This window comes from Bacillus sp. R45 (assembly GCF_021729365.1).
Taxonomy (GTDB): domain Bacteria; phylum Bacillota; class Bacilli; order Bacillales; family Bacillaceae; genus Bacillus; species Bacillus velezensis.
Genome location: NZ_CP091421.1, coordinates 949,139 through 966,094, shown reverse-complemented (window position 1 = coordinate 966,094; position 16,956 = coordinate 949,139). Strand labels below are relative to the sequence as shown.

Annotated in this window: 16 protein-coding genes; 5 read left to right on the top strand and 11 right to left on the bottom strand. The window is 47.9% G+C overall.

Annotated features, from left to right (window positions below; translation table 11 throughout):
- Nucleotides 1–29 precede the first annotated feature (29 nt).
- From L3V45_RS04975 to L3V45_RS04950, 6 genes are all read right to left on the bottom strand, one after another.
- Nucleotides 30–257 carry a sporulation YhaL family protein gene (locus L3V45_RS04975; protein ID WP_014304727.1) on the bottom strand — a complete coding sequence of 76 codons (228 nt, stop codon included), beginning with the start codon at nucleotides 255–257 and terminating at the stop codon, nucleotides 30–32.
- Between the two features lie 114 nt (nucleotides 258–371).
- Nucleotides 372–1,316, bottom strand: coding sequence for a 3'-5' exoribonuclease YhaM (yhaM, locus tag L3V45_RS04970; protein ID WP_003155251.1), 945 nt, complete (start codon nucleotides 1,314–1,316; stop codon nucleotides 372–374).
- A 73-nt stretch (nucleotides 1,317–1,389) separates the two neighbouring features.
- Nucleotides 1,390–4,272 (bottom strand): ATP-binding protein, encoded by a 2,883-nt coding sequence (locus L3V45_RS04965; RefSeq protein WP_236837277.1) that lies wholly within the window; start codon nucleotides 4,270–4,272, stop codon nucleotides 1,390–1,392.
- Nucleotides 4,269–5,492 (bottom strand): metallophosphoesterase family protein, encoded by a 1,224-nt coding sequence (locus L3V45_RS04960; protein WP_003155255.1) that lies wholly within the window; start codon nucleotides 5,490–5,492, stop codon nucleotides 4,269–4,271. The genes L3V45_RS04965 and L3V45_RS04960 overlap by 4 nt, the downstream gene beginning before the upstream one ends.
- A gap of 110 nt (nucleotides 5,493–5,602) precedes the next feature.
- Nucleotides 5,603–6,862 (bottom strand): ABC transporter permease, encoded by a 1,260-nt coding sequence (locus L3V45_RS04955; protein WP_020955581.1) that lies wholly within the window; start codon nucleotides 6,860–6,862, stop codon nucleotides 5,603–5,605.
- Complete coding sequence (locus L3V45_RS04950; RefSeq protein WP_003155257.1) at nucleotides 6,855–7,751, bottom strand: ABC transporter ATP-binding protein; 897 nt, start codon at nucleotides 7,749–7,751, stop codon at nucleotides 6,855–6,857. The genes L3V45_RS04955 and L3V45_RS04950 overlap by 8 nt, the downstream gene beginning before the upstream one ends.
- Before the next feature lie 105 nt (nucleotides 7,752–7,856).
- Between L3V45_RS04950 and L3V45_RS04945 the strand changes: the two genes are divergently transcribed.
- Nucleotides 7,857–8,042: a YhzD family protein gene (locus L3V45_RS04945; protein WP_003155259.1), complete on the top strand. Its 186-nt coding sequence runs from the start codon at nucleotides 7,857–7,859 to the stop codon at nucleotides 8,040–8,042.
- Between the two features lie 24 nt (nucleotides 8,043–8,066).
- Here L3V45_RS04945 and L3V45_RS04940 read toward each other — a convergent pair whose 3' ends face one another.
- Nucleotides 8,067–8,834: an enoyl-CoA hydratase gene (locus L3V45_RS04940; protein ID WP_007409232.1), complete on the bottom strand. Its 768-nt coding sequence runs from the start codon at nucleotides 8,832–8,834 to the stop codon at nucleotides 8,067–8,069.
- Nucleotides 8,835–9,019: 185 nt separating this feature from the next.
- Here L3V45_RS04940 and L3V45_RS04935 point away from each other — a divergent pair, with 185 nt between their 5' ends.
- The 3 genes from L3V45_RS04935 to L3V45_RS04925 are packed head-to-tail and all read left to right on the top strand — an operon-like array spanning nucleotide 9,020 to nucleotide 11,120.
- Complete coding sequence (locus tag L3V45_RS04935) at nucleotides 9,020–9,373, top strand: hypothetical protein (RefSeq protein ID WP_015388483.1); 354 nt, start codon at nucleotides 9,020–9,022, stop codon at nucleotides 9,371–9,373.
- Nucleotides 9,374–9,400: 27 nt separating this feature from the next.
- Complete coding sequence (locus L3V45_RS04930) at nucleotides 9,401–9,898, top strand: cation:proton antiporter regulatory subunit (protein WP_003155265.1); 498 nt, start codon at nucleotides 9,401–9,403, stop codon at nucleotides 9,896–9,898.
- A 7-nt stretch (nucleotides 9,899–9,905) separates the two neighbouring features.
- On the top strand, nucleotides 9,906–11,120 hold the full coding sequence (locus tag L3V45_RS04925) for a cation:proton antiporter (RefSeq protein ID WP_003155266.1): 1,215 nt from the start codon (nucleotides 9,906–9,908) through the stop codon (nucleotides 11,118–11,120).
- Nucleotides 11,121–11,145: 25 nt separating this feature from the next.
- On the opposite strand, the gene L3V45_RS04920 is transcribed toward L3V45_RS04925, so the two are convergent.
- The 3 genes from L3V45_RS04920 to L3V45_RS04910 form a co-directional block, all read right to left on the bottom strand.
- Nucleotides 11,146–12,435 carry a lysine N(6)-hydroxylase/L-ornithine N(5)-oxygenase family protein gene (locus L3V45_RS04920; protein ID WP_003155267.1) on the bottom strand — a complete coding sequence of 430 codons (1,290 nt, stop codon included), beginning with the start codon at nucleotides 12,433–12,435 and terminating at the stop codon, nucleotides 11,146–11,148.
- A gap of 101 nt (nucleotides 12,436–12,536) precedes the next feature.
- Nucleotides 12,537–14,039, bottom strand: coding sequence for a coproporphyrinogen III oxidase (locus L3V45_RS04915; RefSeq protein ID WP_014304720.1), 1,503 nt, complete (start codon nucleotides 14,037–14,039; stop codon nucleotides 12,537–12,539).
- 112 nt (nucleotides 14,040–14,151) lie between these two features.
- Nucleotides 14,152–15,018: a Cof-type HAD-IIB family hydrolase gene (locus L3V45_RS04910; RefSeq protein ID WP_003155269.1), complete on the bottom strand. Its 867-nt coding sequence runs from the start codon at nucleotides 15,016–15,018 to the stop codon at nucleotides 14,152–14,154.
- 383 nt (nucleotides 15,019–15,401) lie between these two features.
- Here L3V45_RS04910 and L3V45_RS04905 point away from each other — a divergent pair, with 383 nt between their 5' ends.
- Nucleotides 15,402–16,541 carry a DNA alkylation repair protein gene (locus tag L3V45_RS04905; RefSeq protein ID WP_079892051.1) on the top strand — a complete coding sequence of 380 codons (1,140 nt, stop codon included), beginning with the start codon at nucleotides 15,402–15,404 and terminating at the stop codon, nucleotides 16,539–16,541.
- A gap of 38 nt (nucleotides 16,542–16,579) precedes the next feature.
- Here the strand turns inward: L3V45_RS04905 and L3V45_RS04900 are convergent, their stop codons facing one another.
- Nucleotides 16,580–16,930 (bottom strand): YlbF/YmcA family competence regulator, encoded by a 351-nt coding sequence (locus L3V45_RS04900; protein ID WP_003155271.1) that lies wholly within the window; start codon nucleotides 16,928–16,930, stop codon nucleotides 16,580–16,582.
- Nucleotides 16,931–16,956: the final 26 nt, after the last annotated feature.

The window sequence follows — 16,956 nt, the reverse complement described above, 5'->3', positions numbered from 1 at the left end:
GCGGGCTCTCAGCGAGCCGCACAGTTTTTTTATGCGATGGAATGATTGGAGTTTTCTTCTGCATCCGTGTTTTCACTTGCGGGCGCCGCCATACGGCGCTCGCGTTCCTGTTCCATCCGTTCAATATACACCCTTCCTTCTTTTTCAATAAACGACTGGTCAAGCTTTTCCTCTTCTTTAGCTGTTGTGAAAAGCTTATAGGCGCTGAAAATAATTCCGATAATGCAAAGGTATACCCACCAAGGAAAAAATAGCACGTCGGTTTCCTCCCTTTTTCACCCAGAGTCTTTATTCTAAGCTATGCTTGATAAAGACAAGTTATGAGAGCTGAACGTAAAAAAGACCGATCATAGAGAATCGGCCTTTTTATCTTATTGATGGAACGTCGGTTTGTAGAAAGAACGGTTTTCCAGCGCAAATACACGCTCTGTGTATTCGCCCGGCTTCACCCGTTCCAGCGCTCTGTCCATCATGATCATTTTTGCATCCAGATTGTCAATGTAGTGCAGAATTTCCGCTTCTTTCACCATCGGCGGTTTCGGGCTTCCCCATTCCGCTTTTCCGTGATGGCTTAAAATCAAATGCTTCAGAATCAGCACTTCTTCAGCGTCAATCTGAAGCTCTTCGGCAGCTTTTGAAAGCTCTGTCACCATGATCGAAATGTGCCCGAGCAGATTCCCTTCCACGGTGTACGTCGTGGAGACGGGGCCTGAAAGCTCTTTTACTTTGCCGAGATCATGCAGAATGACCCCGGCATACAGTAAATCCCGGTCAAGAGACGGATACAGATCGGCAATCGCTTTTGCCAGGTTCAGCATGGACACTACATGATACGCGAGCCCGGAGACGAACTCATGGTGGTTTTTAGCCGCCGCCGGGTAATCCATAAACTCAGCCGCATATTTTTTGACCAGATGTCTTGTGATCCGCTGGATATTTGGATTTTTCATTTCAAAAATGTATTGAGTGACGGTTTCCATCATTTCATTTTTCGGAATCGGCGCCGTTTCCAGAAAATCATCAATGCTGACATTTTCGTTCTCGCCGGCCGGCCGGATGTTTCTCAGCTTAAGCTGGTTTCGTCCGCGATAGTGATGGACATCTCCGATCACCTTCACGATCGTCTGCGCCGCGTACGTTACTTCATCAGTCGGCTTGGCATCCCACAGCTTCGCTTCGATATCTCCCGATTGGTCCTGCAGCATTAACGTCAGGAATGGTTTTCCGTTGCTTGCGATTCCCTTAGTCGAAGATTTAATCAGAAAGTATTGATCGACCTGCTCGCCGACCTCGTGCAGCATAATACCTTTTGCCATTCTATTAAAAGCTCCCTCCATATCTTACATAATACCAGTATAGCACATACCTCTTTTTTGAAAATAAACTCTTTTATGACAGGAGCCGCATGACTTGTCCGCTGTGAAAAGACCGGCTGACATGCTCATGGCAGGTGAAATAAAGTATCTGCCGCCCGCCTTCTGAAAGCTGATTCAGCACATCAAACAGCCGCTCCAGCCGCTGCCTGTCAAAATGGACAAAACTGTCATCAAGTAAAAACGGAAGTGATACCGCAGATTCCCTCTCTGACGCAAGGGCAAAACGGATCGCCGCATAAAGCTGCTCGCATGCCGCCTGTGACAGTTCGCCTGCTGAAAACACAGTTCCGTCTTTCCGCATGACCATAATGGAATCATCCGCCTCGGAGAAATACAATTTATGGTAACGTCCGTCCGTAAGCGGTCCGTATAATGCACCGGCGGTTTCTAACAGACGGGGAAGCGTCACTTTTTTATGCCGCTCCATTTTTTCCCTGATGATGTGTCTGACCGTCTGTAATGCGGCCCACTCTTTAGCGGTTTTTTTCACGCGCTCCTTCTGCATTTCTGTCTGCTGTTTTAAATCGGATACAAGCCCCGAGGACTCCAGCTGCTCTTGTTTCACCGTTAATAAAGCGGTTTTCTCACGGAGCTGCGCGCTTTTTTCCTCAAGCGTTTTTTTCTCTGTTTCCTTCTGAACGACTGTATGTTCAAGTTCGGACACTGTGCGGCTCATATACGGCTCAAGCTGTTTTCCGCCTATGCCGGACAAGTGCGTTTTGATTTCGCGCAGCTGCCGCTCTGTTTCCCGGCGGCTTTCATTCAGTCTGGCGAGTTCACAAAAGTGTTCGCGATTTTTTGCGCCTGCCGCCATGAAAAGCTGTTTGACCTGCTGTTCGTAGTAATGAACTTCTTCATTTAATTCACGCATTTGCTCTTGTGCATGCAGCAGATCCGTTTCGAGCGCCTGCTTTCGTTTTGCTTCCTCACGGGCCCGTTCCGCCTGCGCCAGCAAAACGCGCAGTCTTTCTTTTACGGACAGCTCCCTTCCGTCTGAAGGACTCAGCTTTTTGACCCGGTCCTCAAATGCTCTTTGCAACTTTTGCAGCCGGCCCGCTTCAATGGTCAGCTCATGCTTATTAAGGATTTCTTTTTTGACATCTTTCATCACATGATATGCGTCAAGAAGATGGGAAGAACTTCCTGAAAAACCCAGTTCCTTCATAAAAAGTTCCGCCTGTTTTTCAGACGGCGCCATTTCCGCCTCCCATTCTTCATATTGGCGGATGACTCTTTCATATGCCGCTTCTTTCTGTTCAAGCACGGCTTGATCCGCAATCAGCTGCTGCCGGTGCCGGCCGTCACGCCAAAGCTCTTCCTGCAGAAGGTCAGCCGCTTCTTTGGAGATCGTCGGCTTCTTTTTCTTGTGACCGGCCCCTCCTCTTTCTGACGGCAGCGGCTTTTGCATGCCGGACAGCATATACAGCAGCAGAGCGCCGGTAAAAAGGGCGGCGGGCAGCCATTCCTTTAACATAGCGAAAATCGCAATGAACAGAATGCCCGCACCGAGAAAGAGCTTTTTTTGTTTGGCGCGCTGTTTTTCCAGCTGCTGTACATGTGCCTGCCATTCGTTTCCTTCTGTATCAGCCGTTTGCTTATATGATTGTAAAGCGGCTTCTTTTTCTTTCCTGACAGCGGGGTCCAAAATGTTTTCCGACGTCAAGGCATGTTTTCGTTCGGCTTCTTCCAGCTCCAGCCGCGCTTGTTCGAAAATCGCATCAAGCTGTGTCTTTCTTTCTCTTGCCTGTCCGGCGCTCTGCACGGCTTCCTGCAGCCGCCATTCATATTCATAATCGGTGTTCAGTGAAAGAATGCCGTCTTCCTCATGTCTTCCGAGCTGCTGTAATCCTGACGAAACGCGGGCAGATGTCTGCCGGATCTGTGATTGGATGGCGGCAAGCTGTTCGCCGCGCGATTCGTACATATGCTGCTCGCCGGAAAGCTCCTGCAGCTGCCGCTCTGTTTGCAGCAAGTCCTCATTTGGAGCGAGCAGCTCAGCCTGCCGCCTGAGTTCAGCCGCTTTTGCCCGAAGTCCCTCAAGACGGGCAGCTTTCGGATGGAGATGCGATTCGTATTTTTCAAGCTGATGCATCCCGTCCTTCGGGAATTGCTTCAATGCATCCGGATAAGAAGAAAGTTCGCTTTCCAAGGCTGTTTTTTTGTCTGCGAGCGGCTTTGCTTCTATCGCCGATTTTACTGTTTTGATTTCTTCAGTTATGTCTTTCAATCGTGCTTCGGCATCCTGCAAACGGCCGCCGGCGCTTTTTTTCTCTTCCAGAAGGCTGTGATAGCCCGCTTCCGCAGCTTCCGCCTGTTTCAGCTGAGCGCTGAGCCGCTTTAATGTATCCAACTCCTGATTTAAGCGGGGGTTCCGCCCGTTCGGCTTATACATCCTGTCAAGTTCTTTTGCCAGCCGCCCGTCAAGCTTTGCCGCCGCTTCCGACCCGAATAAGCTCGAATACAGGAGAAACTCGCCGATTTTGTCCCGGTTAAAAGCTTGAATCTCCTGCAGTCCGAATACATCGAACGAATAGATCGCCTCGTACAGCGCCCGATCTGTATCGGAAAGAAGCTGTTTGAGCCATTCTCCGTCCTTGATTTCGCCTGAAGCCGTATACACTCTGACTTTTTCGGCAGCGCCTTTTGTCCGTTCGATTTTGACGGCACCGTGATCGCCATGCTTCAATTCCACAGTGCCGCCGTAAACCCCGCCGTTTTTCGGTTCGTATTTTTTTGATTTCGGAAAACCGAACAGCACGCTTTTGATGAAGGACATCAATGTTGTTTTGCCCGCTTCATTTAATCCGTAGATCACTTGCACGGGAGAATCTGACAGCTGAAAACTTCGGTCGGAAAATTTTCCGTATTGGTAAATATGCATTGCCGTTATTTTCATCGCTGAAGCTCCTTCATCTGGCGTCTTAAAACGGCTTGAGCCTGCCGCTTAATATCCAGTATCTCTTCATCTGTAAATGAAGCCATCTGACGCCGATATACGGGATGACGCTCAAGGGCTTCAAATACACCGCTCATGTCCGCGCATTGTTCTATGTCCTGAAGCAGCCCTTTAAAAAACGGATCGGGCGGCACGCTGTCTGTTTCATCCGTCCGATCCTCAAGCGCTAGCGGCCAGACGAAACATTCCTCTTCGGCCTCTTCCTCCTGTAAAGCGGAAAGAAACTCCTCTGCGATGCCTGCGGGCGCTTCCGTCCAAAAACGGGGCGCCGCGCCGCGAAGCACCAGCCTGACACATGCCGGGCGACCCGCCGCGCGCAAGCCGGAGAATGTATCCGATGCGGCTTTCAGAAGTGAAGTCATATGTTCAGCTCCGGAGATATCAAGATCAATTTCCTCCCATAACACATCATGCGCTTCTTTGAATTCCCAAGACATCTCACCGTTTGCCGCCCGGACGAGATAATATCCCTTAGGCCCGGTTTCTTTTAAATGCCGGGCTTGAATATTCCCGGGGTAAATAGCGGCGGGATGCTGGGCGGACAGAACCTGCCGTTTATGAATGTGTCCGAGCGCCCAGTAATCCATGCCGCTTTTTTCAAGGTCTTCTTTCGTAAACGGGCAGTACGGGTCATGCCCTTCCGCTCCTGATAACATGCCGTGGAGCATGCCGATATGATAAGGCGCGCCGGTCATTTTCCGGTAACGGGCCGCCTGATTGACCGTTACGCTTCTTTCCTGATAGCTGCATCCGTATATGCTTGCCGCAAGCTCTCCGTTTTTAAAGAAAGATTTTTCCTCCGGTGTACCCGAGGTGAATATATGTACATTTTCCGGCCATTCAATCGGCGTCCACTTACCGCCCAAATGATCATGGTTGCCGAATATGACGAACACTTGGATACCCGCTTCCTGTAATCTCGTAAACTGTTTTCTCAAAAACAGCTGGGCTTTTAAACTTCTGTTGGCTTCGTCAAACAGATCCCCCGAAAGCAGCACGAAATCTGCCTGCTCCCGGAGTGCCCCGTCCGTCAGACGGCGGACGCTGTGAAATGTGCTTTCTTTAATACGCGCATATACCGGTTCAGGCAGATTCGAAATGCCGTAAAACGGGCTGTCCAGATGCAGGTCAGCGGCATGAATAAACGTCAGATCAGCCATCTCGCCCTCCCCTTTCTGCAGATTGAATTACCCTTATTTTAGCACCGTTTTTATACGAATGCACGTTCTGTAAAATAAAAAAACAGCCCGGCTGTTCCGGGCTGTTTCATTTATTTTTTGGAGATGCGCAGCGCTTGTTTGATCGCTTTGAATCCGCTGGCGTTTCCGTAAATCAATACGCCGCCTTTGTAAATTTTCGCGCCGACCGCCGCAAAGATCACAATAGTGACCAGTGTCAGGGTGATTCCGGCCGCAGCCTGCCAAAACGGGATATCGAGCATCCCGACGCGTAAAAACATAATCATCGGCGTGAAAAACGGAATGTAAGATGTAACGGTAATAAAACCGGCGTCAGGATTGCCGATGCCGAACATGGCGATCATAAAACCTGCCACGACCAAAAAAACCATCGGCTGAATCGTCTGCTGTACGTCCTCTATCCGGCTGACAACACTGCCGAGAAACGCGGCAAGCGTCGCGTAAAGAAAATAGCCGAGCAAATAGAAAATGACGGCATAGACTATCGTCGAGACGGGAACATCCGTAAAATTGAGGAATGCACTGATCGGCGACGACGCATCATTTTGAGGGTTCAGCTTCAGTGAGAGATAACCCGCTGCAATCAGCACCGCAAACTGTGTGATCCCCACGAGCGCGATACCGAACAGTTTGGCAAACATCTGCTGAATCGGCGGCATGCTTGAAATTAAAATTTCCATGACGCGGGACGATTTTTCCGTCGCCACTTCCATCGCAATCATGCTTGCGTACATGATAACTGAGAAGTAGATGACAAACAGCATGATGTATACAAGCCCCATTACCTGACCGAGCTCTTCCTCAGATTTCGCCCCTTTTTCCAGCGCGTCTTTGCTGACTTCCGGCGGAGTGTAGAGGCTGCTGACTTTTTCTGCCGAAATGCCGAGCTTGGCGGTTTCGACAGCGGTTTTCGTCTGGGTTAAAGCCTGCTTGAGCAGTTTATACGCTGATTCATCAGAAATGGTCAGCGCCTTGTATGCTCCCGTTATCGTTCCTTTTTGATCCTGTCTGATGATAAACAGTCCGTCCCATTCACCGTCTTTGACACGCTTTACGGCATCTTTTTCGGACTCCTTCGTCTCCATTGCCTGCAGATCATTGTCTGTATCCGCCGCTTTAAGCTGTTTTGCAAACGCCGGGTACAGCCCGCCCGTTTCATCAATCACCGCGATTTGCTGCTTGCCGTCATCCGATTGAAACACGGAAATAATCGATTGCAGGTTGGTCACCGCTAATACTAATAAAACGGTAATGGCGGTCGAAATAATGAATGACTTTGTTGCGATTTTGTTTTTATATGTATGAAACAGCATAATCCAAAATTTATTCATATACGGCCCCCACCTTTTCTATAAAAATATCATGCAGTGACGGCTCTTCCAATTCGAACTTCCGTATAAAACCTTTCCCTTGCAGCGCCCGGAAAATATCCTGCGAAACCGGTTCATTCGCGACCTGCAGTCTGATTCCGTCATTTGTTTCCTTCCATTTCACGACACCTTCATGCGTTTTTAAAAAGCTGAGGTCATCATCTGAATGAACGGTGACATTTTTTTTGCCGAAAGACCGCTTAATGTCTTTCAGATTGCCTTGAACGACGGGTTTTCCCTTCTGGAGAATGCACAAATTCTCGCAAAGTTCTTCCACATGCTCCATTCGGTGGCTTGAAAAAACGATGGAAACGCCGCTGTTTTTCAAAGAAATAACCGCTTCTTTCAGCAGCTCGACATTCACCGGATCAAGACCGCTGAAAGGTTCATCGAGAATCAGCAGTTCAGGCTTATGCAGGACGGCCGAAATGAACTGGATTTTCTGCTGGTTTCCTTTTGACAGCTCTTCGACTTTCTTATTCTTGTAATCTGTAATGCCGAAGCGTTCGAGCCATGTCATGAGCTCTTTTTCCGCCTCTTTTTTGCTCATTCCTTTTAATCTCGCCAGATAGACAAGCTGGTCACTCACCTTCACTTTCGGATACAGCCCCCGTTCTTCCGGGAGATAGCCGATTTTTTCACTGATGGAATAATTGACCGGCTTCCCTTTCCAGGTGATATGCCCGTCAGTCAGGCTTAAAAGACCTAAAATCATCCGAAAGGTCGTCGTTTTTCCCGCGCCGTTTGCGCCGAGCAGCCCGAACATTTCCCTTTCAGGTATTTGCAGGTTCAAATTGTCAACAGCGGTAAAGCTGCCGAATGTTTTCGTTACATTTTCAATTGTAAGCACGAATCCAACTCCTTCCTTGACCCATTATATACTAATAATGGGTAAAAATTAATGGAGGATTTTAAATTCTTTATCCGAATATCATTCTATAAAGGGGGTGACATGATGGGACAATATGTATTGACCGCATTCCATGCGTCGGGAGAAACGCTGCTGGATGAACGGATCGAAGCAGATAATGAGGCGGAGGCGAAGGCCGCCGGAGAGGCTTTGTTAAAGGAAAAAAAGCTTGAGAACAGTACTCACCGCTTGGTAAATGAAGCCGGAAAGCTGATTTTATTCCACAGATAACAGAAGCTTTCCGGCTTCTGTATTTTACCGGTTAAATTGCGGCGTCCGTTTTTCTAAAAAGGCGCGGATGCCCTCTTTATGATCATCCGTTTTTCTCATATTTTCCTGGGCCTTTCGTTCAAGAGATAAAACGTCTTTTAACCGGCTGATATGGAGGCTCTGATAAATAGCCTTCGTTTCAATCATCGCTGACAGCGGCGCATGCAGCAATCGGTCGATATACGGTTGTGCCCCCTCCGCAGGGCCGCCGCTGAACAGCCCGTCGGCAAGCTTGAGCCGCACCGCTTTTTCAGCCGGCAATTTTTCACCGCTCCAAATCAGTTTTTTCGCTTCGATCTCACCGACGCGTCTCATTAATAAATAATGGCCTCCTCCGTCGGGAACCAATCCGATGCCGATGAAATTCATCGCGAGTCGGGCGTTTTCTTCGGCGAGCACCACATCGGCGCACAGCGCGAAACTCAGCCCGAGCCCCGCCGCGGCTCCGTGGATGGCGGCTATCACAATTTTTTTCATATCATAGAGCGTCAGCGTAATGGATTCAATCATTTTCATGAGCCGTTCATATTCTCCCGAATCATGATCCGACGTCATCATCTGGATATCACCGCCCGCGGAAAATCCCCGGCCTTCCCCCCGCAAGAGGACGATAAGCGCTTCGCTGTCGGCTGCCATAACGCATGCATTTTCCAATTCCCGGAGCATTTGTTCATTCAGCGCGTTGTAACTGTCAGGACGGTTCAGCACAATCTCTGCGATCTTTCCCTTTTCTTCATAACGAATATACTGCATGTTTACTCCCTCCTCGAATCCGCTTACATATTTTGTTCAAATGATATATTCCTTCCCCCGAAGCGAAACTCCTTTATTTTTCAAGGTCAACAGATACCGAAAAATGCATATCATTTGAAACTGAACATACATTTTTATATAGTGAAATTGATATACAAAACAAAAAGGGGGGAAAAACACCGATAATGAAATATGTGATACTCAGCTTGTTACTGAGCTTTTTTATGGTGCTGTTCCCCCCTTCGGATGTCGCTCTTCCTTCCCAATTGGTGACAGAAACAGACAGCCATGTACAAATTTCGGTCTACCCGCAGGAAACGGAATCGGCAAAGACGCCGGTTCAAACCAAAACCGCTCCGCAAGGCCTGTCAAAAGGATACGGTGCGTTATCCCGGATGATCTCCCTGTTATCTGTCAAACCTCTTGATCAATTCATTGATTCCACACTGGAAAGGACATGCGCCATTCCGATACAATACCAGTCAAATTACCTCCGGCATCAGACCATTTCTCATTACCAATCTGTACTTACGGTGTAAAAACAGTATATTCCGGAGGGATTTTTTATGAATATTAAAGAAAACGATCTGCCCGGCATCGGGAAAAAATTCGAAATCGAAACGAGAAATCATGAAAAAATGACGATCATCATTCATGATGACGGCAGGCGGGAAATTTACAGATTTGATGACCGCGACCCTGATGAGCTTCTGGCAAGCATTTCACTTGATGATGCGGAAGCAAGACAGATTGCCGCGATTATCGGCGGGATGGTGTACAAACCGCAGGCGCTTGAATCGATTGAAATGGCGTTCAGCGATCTGATTATCGAATGGTTTAAAGTTGAAAAAGGGGCAAAAGCGGCAGGGCGGACGCTCGGCGAACTGGATGTGCGCCAAAACTATGACGTGACGGTTATCGCCATCATAAAGCATGACCAGAAAAAGTTTTTAAACCCGGGGGCTGATTCGCTCCTTGAAGCAAACGATACACTCGTCCTCTCAGGTGAAAGAAAGCATCTGAAAAAACTGATCCAAGACTTCCTCTCCAGAGACGGAGTGTGATCTGTTTATGGACCATCTCGTATTTGAAGTCGGTACGGCGTTAGTTCTTGTGGCCATTGCGAGTGTCATCGCCAATAAAATTAAATTCTCGATCATCCCCTTCCTGATCATTTTAGGAATGCTTGTCGGGCCGCACGCGCCCCAGGCGGGCATCATTGACCTGACGTTTATCGAAAGCCGGGAAGTGATTGAATTTTTCGGACGGATGGGCGTCCTGTTCCTCCTCTTTTACCTCGGGCTTGAATTCTCGGTCGGAAAATTAGTCAAATCCGGACGTTCAATCGCCGCCGGCGGAACGATTTATATTCTGATTAATTTCAGTTTAGGGCTGATCTACGGCTTTATCACGGGCTTTTCCTTTTTGGAAGTGCTTGTATTGGCGGGCGTCATCACGATATCATCAAGCGCCATTGTCGCAAAGGTGCTTGTCGACTTAAAGCGCACGGCCAATCCGGAAACGGAGCTGATTCTCGGCATCATTATGTTTGAGGATATCTTTCTGGCGGTTTACTTGTCCGTCGTTTCCGGGCTTGTTCTGGGAGACGCGACGTCTGTCGGGGGCGCGCTGATGTCAATCGTGATCGCTTTCGGCTATATGCTGCTGTTTTTCATTGCCGCCCGGAAATTGCCGCCTCTGCTGAACAAGCTGCTTGATATCCGATCAAACGAGGTATTTGTCATCGTCATTTTCGCCGCGCTCTTTTTCATTGCCGGCTTTTCCGAAACGATTCATGTCGCTGAAGCGATCGGCGCGCTCTTGCTCGGGCTCGTGTTTTCGGAGACAGCCCATTCTGACAGGATTGAGCATCTTGTCGTGCCGTTCCGTGACTTTTTCGGCGCCATGTTTTTCTTCAGCTTCGGCCTCAGCATTGATCCGTTTTCACTCGGAGATGCGGTATGGCTTGCCCTCGGCGCCGTTCTGCTGACGATTGCCGGAAACTTTATCGCCGGCATGATCGCCGGGCGCCGGGCGGGGCTTTCTCATAAAGCATCGTCCAATATCGGGCTGACCATTGTGTCCCGCGGCGAATTCTCCATTATCGTCGCAAATCTCGGCATCGCCGGCGGCCTGTCCGCTTCACTTAAACCTTTCGCCGCCTTATATGTTTTGATACTGGCCATCTTCGGCCCTTTGCTCACGAAAGAATCGAAGCGGATATATCTCCTGCTGAACAGCGTATTCAAATGGAAGACGCCTGAAAAGAAGCCGCAGAAATCATAAAAAAAACTGACCTCTTCATAAGAGGTCAGTTTTTTTGAGCGGGAAGAAATTGCTGAAAAGCCGTTTTTTTATTAATGGAGAAATGCTCTTTTCCCAGAATGGTATTGATGATTTTTTGGTTTCTGTAAACAGACAGCTTCAAATTCGTAGCGCCCGTTCCGTGAGCATGATCAAGATTCGTTAATGTGAAAAAATGATGCCGTCTGTCGTCCTTAAAGACAAGACGGGAATCGGCCGTCACTTTAAACCGTTTCTCATCCTCCCATTCGATATCGGGGGCGATTGCCGTAAACCATTCCGGAATATGAGGTTTAAAGCCGGTCGCCAATATCACTTTTTCTGAATCGGCCGTAAAAGTTTCATCCATCTGCCATTGATGAAAGCTCAGTACACAGCGCCCGTTTTGCTTTTCAATTTTTTCAAGCTCCGCCATCGGCTGAATATACACGTCAGGCGAACCTCCGCTGATCGATCTGTGATACAGGGCGTCGTAAATGGCGGCAAGTGTGTCAGAATCAATGCCGTGGCGCAGTCCGTCCAGCTCAGGGAGTGTGTTCAGCCGTTCTTTAAAAGGCAGGCGGTTAAAATATTCCACATAATCAGGTGTAAACATTTCCTGCCCGAGCTTGGCGGTTTCCAATTCTCGAAATCCGGCGGAGCGTGTCACCCATTGCAGCCGGCTGCGGCGGTATTGTTCATCATGCAATAAGTCAGAAAAGATCTCCGCGGCGCTCTGTCCGGAGCCGACCACCGTAATTGATTCGGCGCCGGCGAGCTCGTCTTTCCGGAACAAATATTCCGTGCTGACCATCGTGTCCTGACGCGCCCCGTCATCAATCTCTGCGGGAATAAGCGGTTCAGACCCCGTCCCCATGACGAAATGCTTCGTCTGATAGACACTGATGCTTCCGTCCTCAATGTTCTTGACGCTGACTTCATAATGTCCGCCGGCATTTTTCACGCCGATTACCTCTGAGCCGAAACGGCATGATTTGATTTCTGAAGCCGCCCAGCTCAAATAGTCGTTAAATTCCCGTCTCGGAATATCAAATTCATTAAACGTATAAAACCGGTACAGCCGGTCATGTTCATGGAGAAAGTTTAAAAACGTGTAGCGGCTTTTCGGATCGGCGAGCGTGACCAGGTCCGCCAGAAACGCCACCTGTAAATCCGTTCCTTTAATTAATAGACCGGGATGCCACGCAAATTCTTTCTTTTTATCGAAAAAAAGAGCGTCTGTTCCGGGTATATCCTCTAACAATGCGGCAAGCCCTAAATTAAACGGCCCGATTCCCGCTCCTATGACATCATACATATTATGCACCTCTTGCGAATAACAGTCTGATGATCTTTTCCCGTTTTTACAGACGGTTAAACATAAAAAAACGGCACGCTGATTCCGTGCCGTTTTTGATATTATAATGCAGATTTGACGAACATCTCATCTAAGTATTTGATTTTCTCTTCTGTATAATGCTCGAATCGGTCATTATATGATTTCGGGTCTTTCGGATTGGCGAAGTGCGTGATTTTTCCGGTTTCCGGATGAATGAATTTGCTTGCCGCGCCGCAGCCGATACCGATAATCGTCTGCACTTCTTCCATAATCATAATGTTGTAGATGCTTTCCTGACCCGGGAAGGAGTAGCCGACATTTTCAAGGTTTCCGAGAATGTTTTTCTGCCGGTACAAGTAGTACGGCGTATAGCCGTGCTCTTTTGTCCAGCGGACGGCGTCATCCATCATGCGGGACACTTCCTGTCTGTCGGCAACTTTATACTTATGCTTGTTTCTCGTCATTTCTGACGCCCGTTTAAAAGAAAGCGTATGAACGGTCAAAGATTCAGGCATCAGCTTTTCCGTTTCTTCAAGACTGTGCCTGAACTCAGCCGTCCCTTCTCCCGGCAGACCGATGATCAGGTCCATGTTGATATTATTCATGCCGTGTTTGCGGGAAAGATGGTATTTTTCGATGGTTTCTTCAACGGTATGGTGTCTGCCGATGGCCTTAAGCGTTTCGTTTTCATAAGATTGCGGGTTGATGCTGATTCTGTCAATCTTATACTTATTTAAAACGGCAAGCTTTTCCTCCGTAATCGTGTCGGGACGGCCCGCTTCAACGGTAATCTCCCTGATATTTGCGACATCCGGGAAAGAGCGGACCATTTCTTCATATAAAAGATCCATTTCTTCAGCGGTAATGCTTGTCGGCGTGCCGCCGCCGAAATAAATGGTCGTCACTTTGATATCATGCCGCTTCAGCCATTCTCCGATTTTCTGCATTTCATAGTGAAGCCCCCATAAAAAGGAGCCGACTCTTCCCGCCTGTCCTTGAATGGCATAAGCCGGAAACGTGCAGTAGGCGCATTTTGTCGGGCAGAACGGGATGCCGATATATATGCTGACTTCATCTTTGACCCGGTACAGATCGGGAACCGCAGCGAGCTGACGGTCGACAATCTCCTGCATCAGATTGATTTTTTCATCATGGATCAGATAATCTTTTTTCAGATCGGCATGCGCCTCTTCTTTTGTCAGGCCGCTCTGCAGCTTTTTATGAAGAAGTTTAGTAGGCCTGATGCCGGTTAAGATTCCCCATTTTTGTGTCATGCCCGTATGCGATTGAAGAAGATTTAAGTAGACATATGACAGCGTGTTTTTCACCTGTTTAAATACTTCTTTTTCGCTCCATCCGGCAAGAAGCGGTTTCGTGTGATGTTCCTTTTCGCCGGTTCCTTTGATTTCTCCGGATACCGACACGCTGTCTGCATCTTGAGAAATGGCAAGTGAGATGACGAGATCAGAGGGTTCCTCCGTTTCGCCGTACGCAAGAACACACTCTTCAAAAAATAAATTCGCGATGTTTTGCAGCGGACGATGCAGCCTGTCATCCGATATGCCGTCTATTTTTATTTGCAATGTGATCACCTTATTTTTCAGATTCAAAACTTTCTTTAGTGTACAGAAAGAACAGGCTAAAATCAATCCGCGAAAAAGCCGCAGACCGGCGTTTCGCGTCTGCGGCTCTTGATTACGGCCGTTTCATATGGAACTTATCGAGAAAGCCTTTGCGGTGCTGCATGCGGAAATATTCCTTAATCATATAAGCCACTCCCTGTTCATCATTTGACCTTGTCACCCAGTCCGCTTTTCTTTTTAATTCATTTGAAGCATTCCCCATCGCGACGCCGAGACCGGCCAGCTCGATCATCGGCAGATCATCTTCCTGATGGCCGATAGCCACAACCTCTTCCATTGAAAGCCCGAGATCAGCGGCGACCATCGAAAGTCCGCTTTCTTTTGAAACCCCTTTAGGCACGATGTTCAGTTTTTCTCCGTTGACGCGGATCACATCGACGGCCGGGAATGCTTTCATTATCGTATCCGTTATATCAGCCTGCAGGCCATCTTCAGCATGCACTTCAATGACGGGCGCTGAAACCGGCTCATCAAGGAGCAGGTCACTTAATGATTCGACAAACTGCACCGGATAAAAGATCGGGTCAGACGGATGAATCATCGTTTTCCCGACCAGATTGGAGTTCACTTTCTTCTTGTTACCGATCGAATATTTTTCGTGAAGAAGCCGGATATTGCATTGATAGCTTTCCAGCACCTGAACGATATTAAACGTGTGATCTTCTGATATTTTCTTTTCAAAAAACGGCTCATCTATTTTTTCAGAAATGTATGCGCCGCTGTGGGTAATCAATTTTGCATTCAGCTTTAATATTTTCGCCACTTTTTGAGCGGAGCGAAAATGGCGGTTTGTGACCAGTGTGACGTAAATCCCTTTTTTCTTGACGTATTCGATGGCATCCTTTGTCGTCTGATGAAGTTTGCCGTTGGAGCGAAGAAGCGCTCCGTCTATATTTAACGCCAGCATTTGTTTTGACACAGAGAAGTCCCCCTCCTTGATGACTGTACTTGTCATTAGGATATGACCCTGTCTCTTTGTTTAGAACAACCTTTTCTCCGCAGCAAAAAAGCCTGCCTCAAGCAGACTTTGAACTGTCGTTTTGTTGGGATACGATCGATTTGCTGCCTTCTCCCCAATGTGCATTTCTATTAACGAAATATATCAGGAACCCCTTATTTGACCGTTGATGCGCTCGTTTCACTTACTCTCTGTTGCTACCCCTTAACATACCAGGCAGTATAGGCGACCGTATCCTTAGATCATCTGTAAGTGTAGGCGCTTTCAGAGTTATTATCTCAATAATATTGTTAAAAAACAAGGGTTTTTTTAACTAAAAAAATCAGGGGGAATATCTGTGCTGAATGTATGATAAAGTTGAAAGGGAACGTATATTCGCATATAATAAAAGAAAAAAAGCGGTGACTGTCATGTCTCTATTAAAAGATATTTATAACGAAGAATTTGCAGAAGCACTTCTGCACAGAGTCAAATCGGCGTATCCGGCTTTTGAGCGGGACAAGTGCCGGGCGCTGATATTTCAGGAAGATTGGCCCGGACTGACGTTAAAACAGCGGATGCGCCGGATCACAGACTCTTTATATGAAACACTGCCGAAGGATTACATACGGGCGCTTGACGTCTTATATGAGACAGCTCCCCATTTCACAGGGCTCGCCGGGATTATTTTTCCCGATTATGTCCAACAGTACGGAACGGATCACTGGGAAGAATCAATGAAGGCGCTTCAGTTTTTCACTCGTTTTTCCACTTCCGAATTTGCGGTCCGCCCGTATATCAGGCTTGACCGGGAGCGGATGTTCAAAGAGTTCCTTTCCTGGACGGAGCATCCGGACGAACATGTCAGAAGGCTTGCCAGCGAGGGCTCAAGACCGCGCCTGCCGTGGGGAATCTCCATTCCGGCTCTTCTTGAAGATCCTTCTCCGATTCTCCCTGTTCTGGACCGCTTGATGCAGGATGACTCGTTATATGTCAGAAAAAGCGTGGCGAATAACCTGAATGACATCTCCAAAACCCATCCGGATCTTCTGGCACAGACCGCAGCCGAGCGGTTCGGAAGCTGTCCGCACACGGATTGGATTTTGAAGCACGCCTGCAGGACACTGTTAAAAAGAGGAGACAAACAGGCGCTTGCGATTTTCGGGTTTGAAGACGCCTCCCGGATTTCATTGGAACGTTTTACACTGAATTCGGAAACGGCCGCCATCGGAACAAGCATACATTTTTCTTTTCAGATCCGCTCAGCCGCCCGGCAAAAAGTCAGGGTTGAATACGCGATTGATTTTGTAAAGAAAAGGGGGCACCGCAGCCGCAAGGTGTTTAAGATGTCGGAGTCCGCCATGGATAACGGAAACGTAAAAGCCTTCAGCAAACGTCATTCCCTTAAAGATTTAACCACCCGCAAGCATTATCGGGGAATTCACACTCTGTCTGTCATCATTAACGGAACGGTAAAAGGTTCGCTTGATTTTTCTGTTGAATAAAAAAACCCCTCCATTTCATAGATGGAGGGGTTTGGAGCTTATTGCGGGCTGCCGTAAAGCTCTTCAAGAGGTTTCATAATGATTTTGTTTAACTCGCCGATCAGCATGCTCATGCGCTGTTCCGCTTCCATCAGCTGAGAAATCAATTCATGCTGCTGTACGAGAGCAACCGTTTTTTGTGCCTGCTCTACCTCTTCCTGAGTGATTTCTTCACCTGACATCTGTTTCTGCTGCAGCTGCATCTGTACATTGCGGAAGTTATCAAACATGCGTTTTGCGGATTCATCTGCGTTTACTTGATCATAAAGCCCTCTCAGACGGCTGTATTCATCACTGTTTCGCAAAGCTTTTTCAAGATCATATGCTGCATCATAAAAATGAACTGCCATAGTAACCGCTCCTTTCTTCCTTTCGG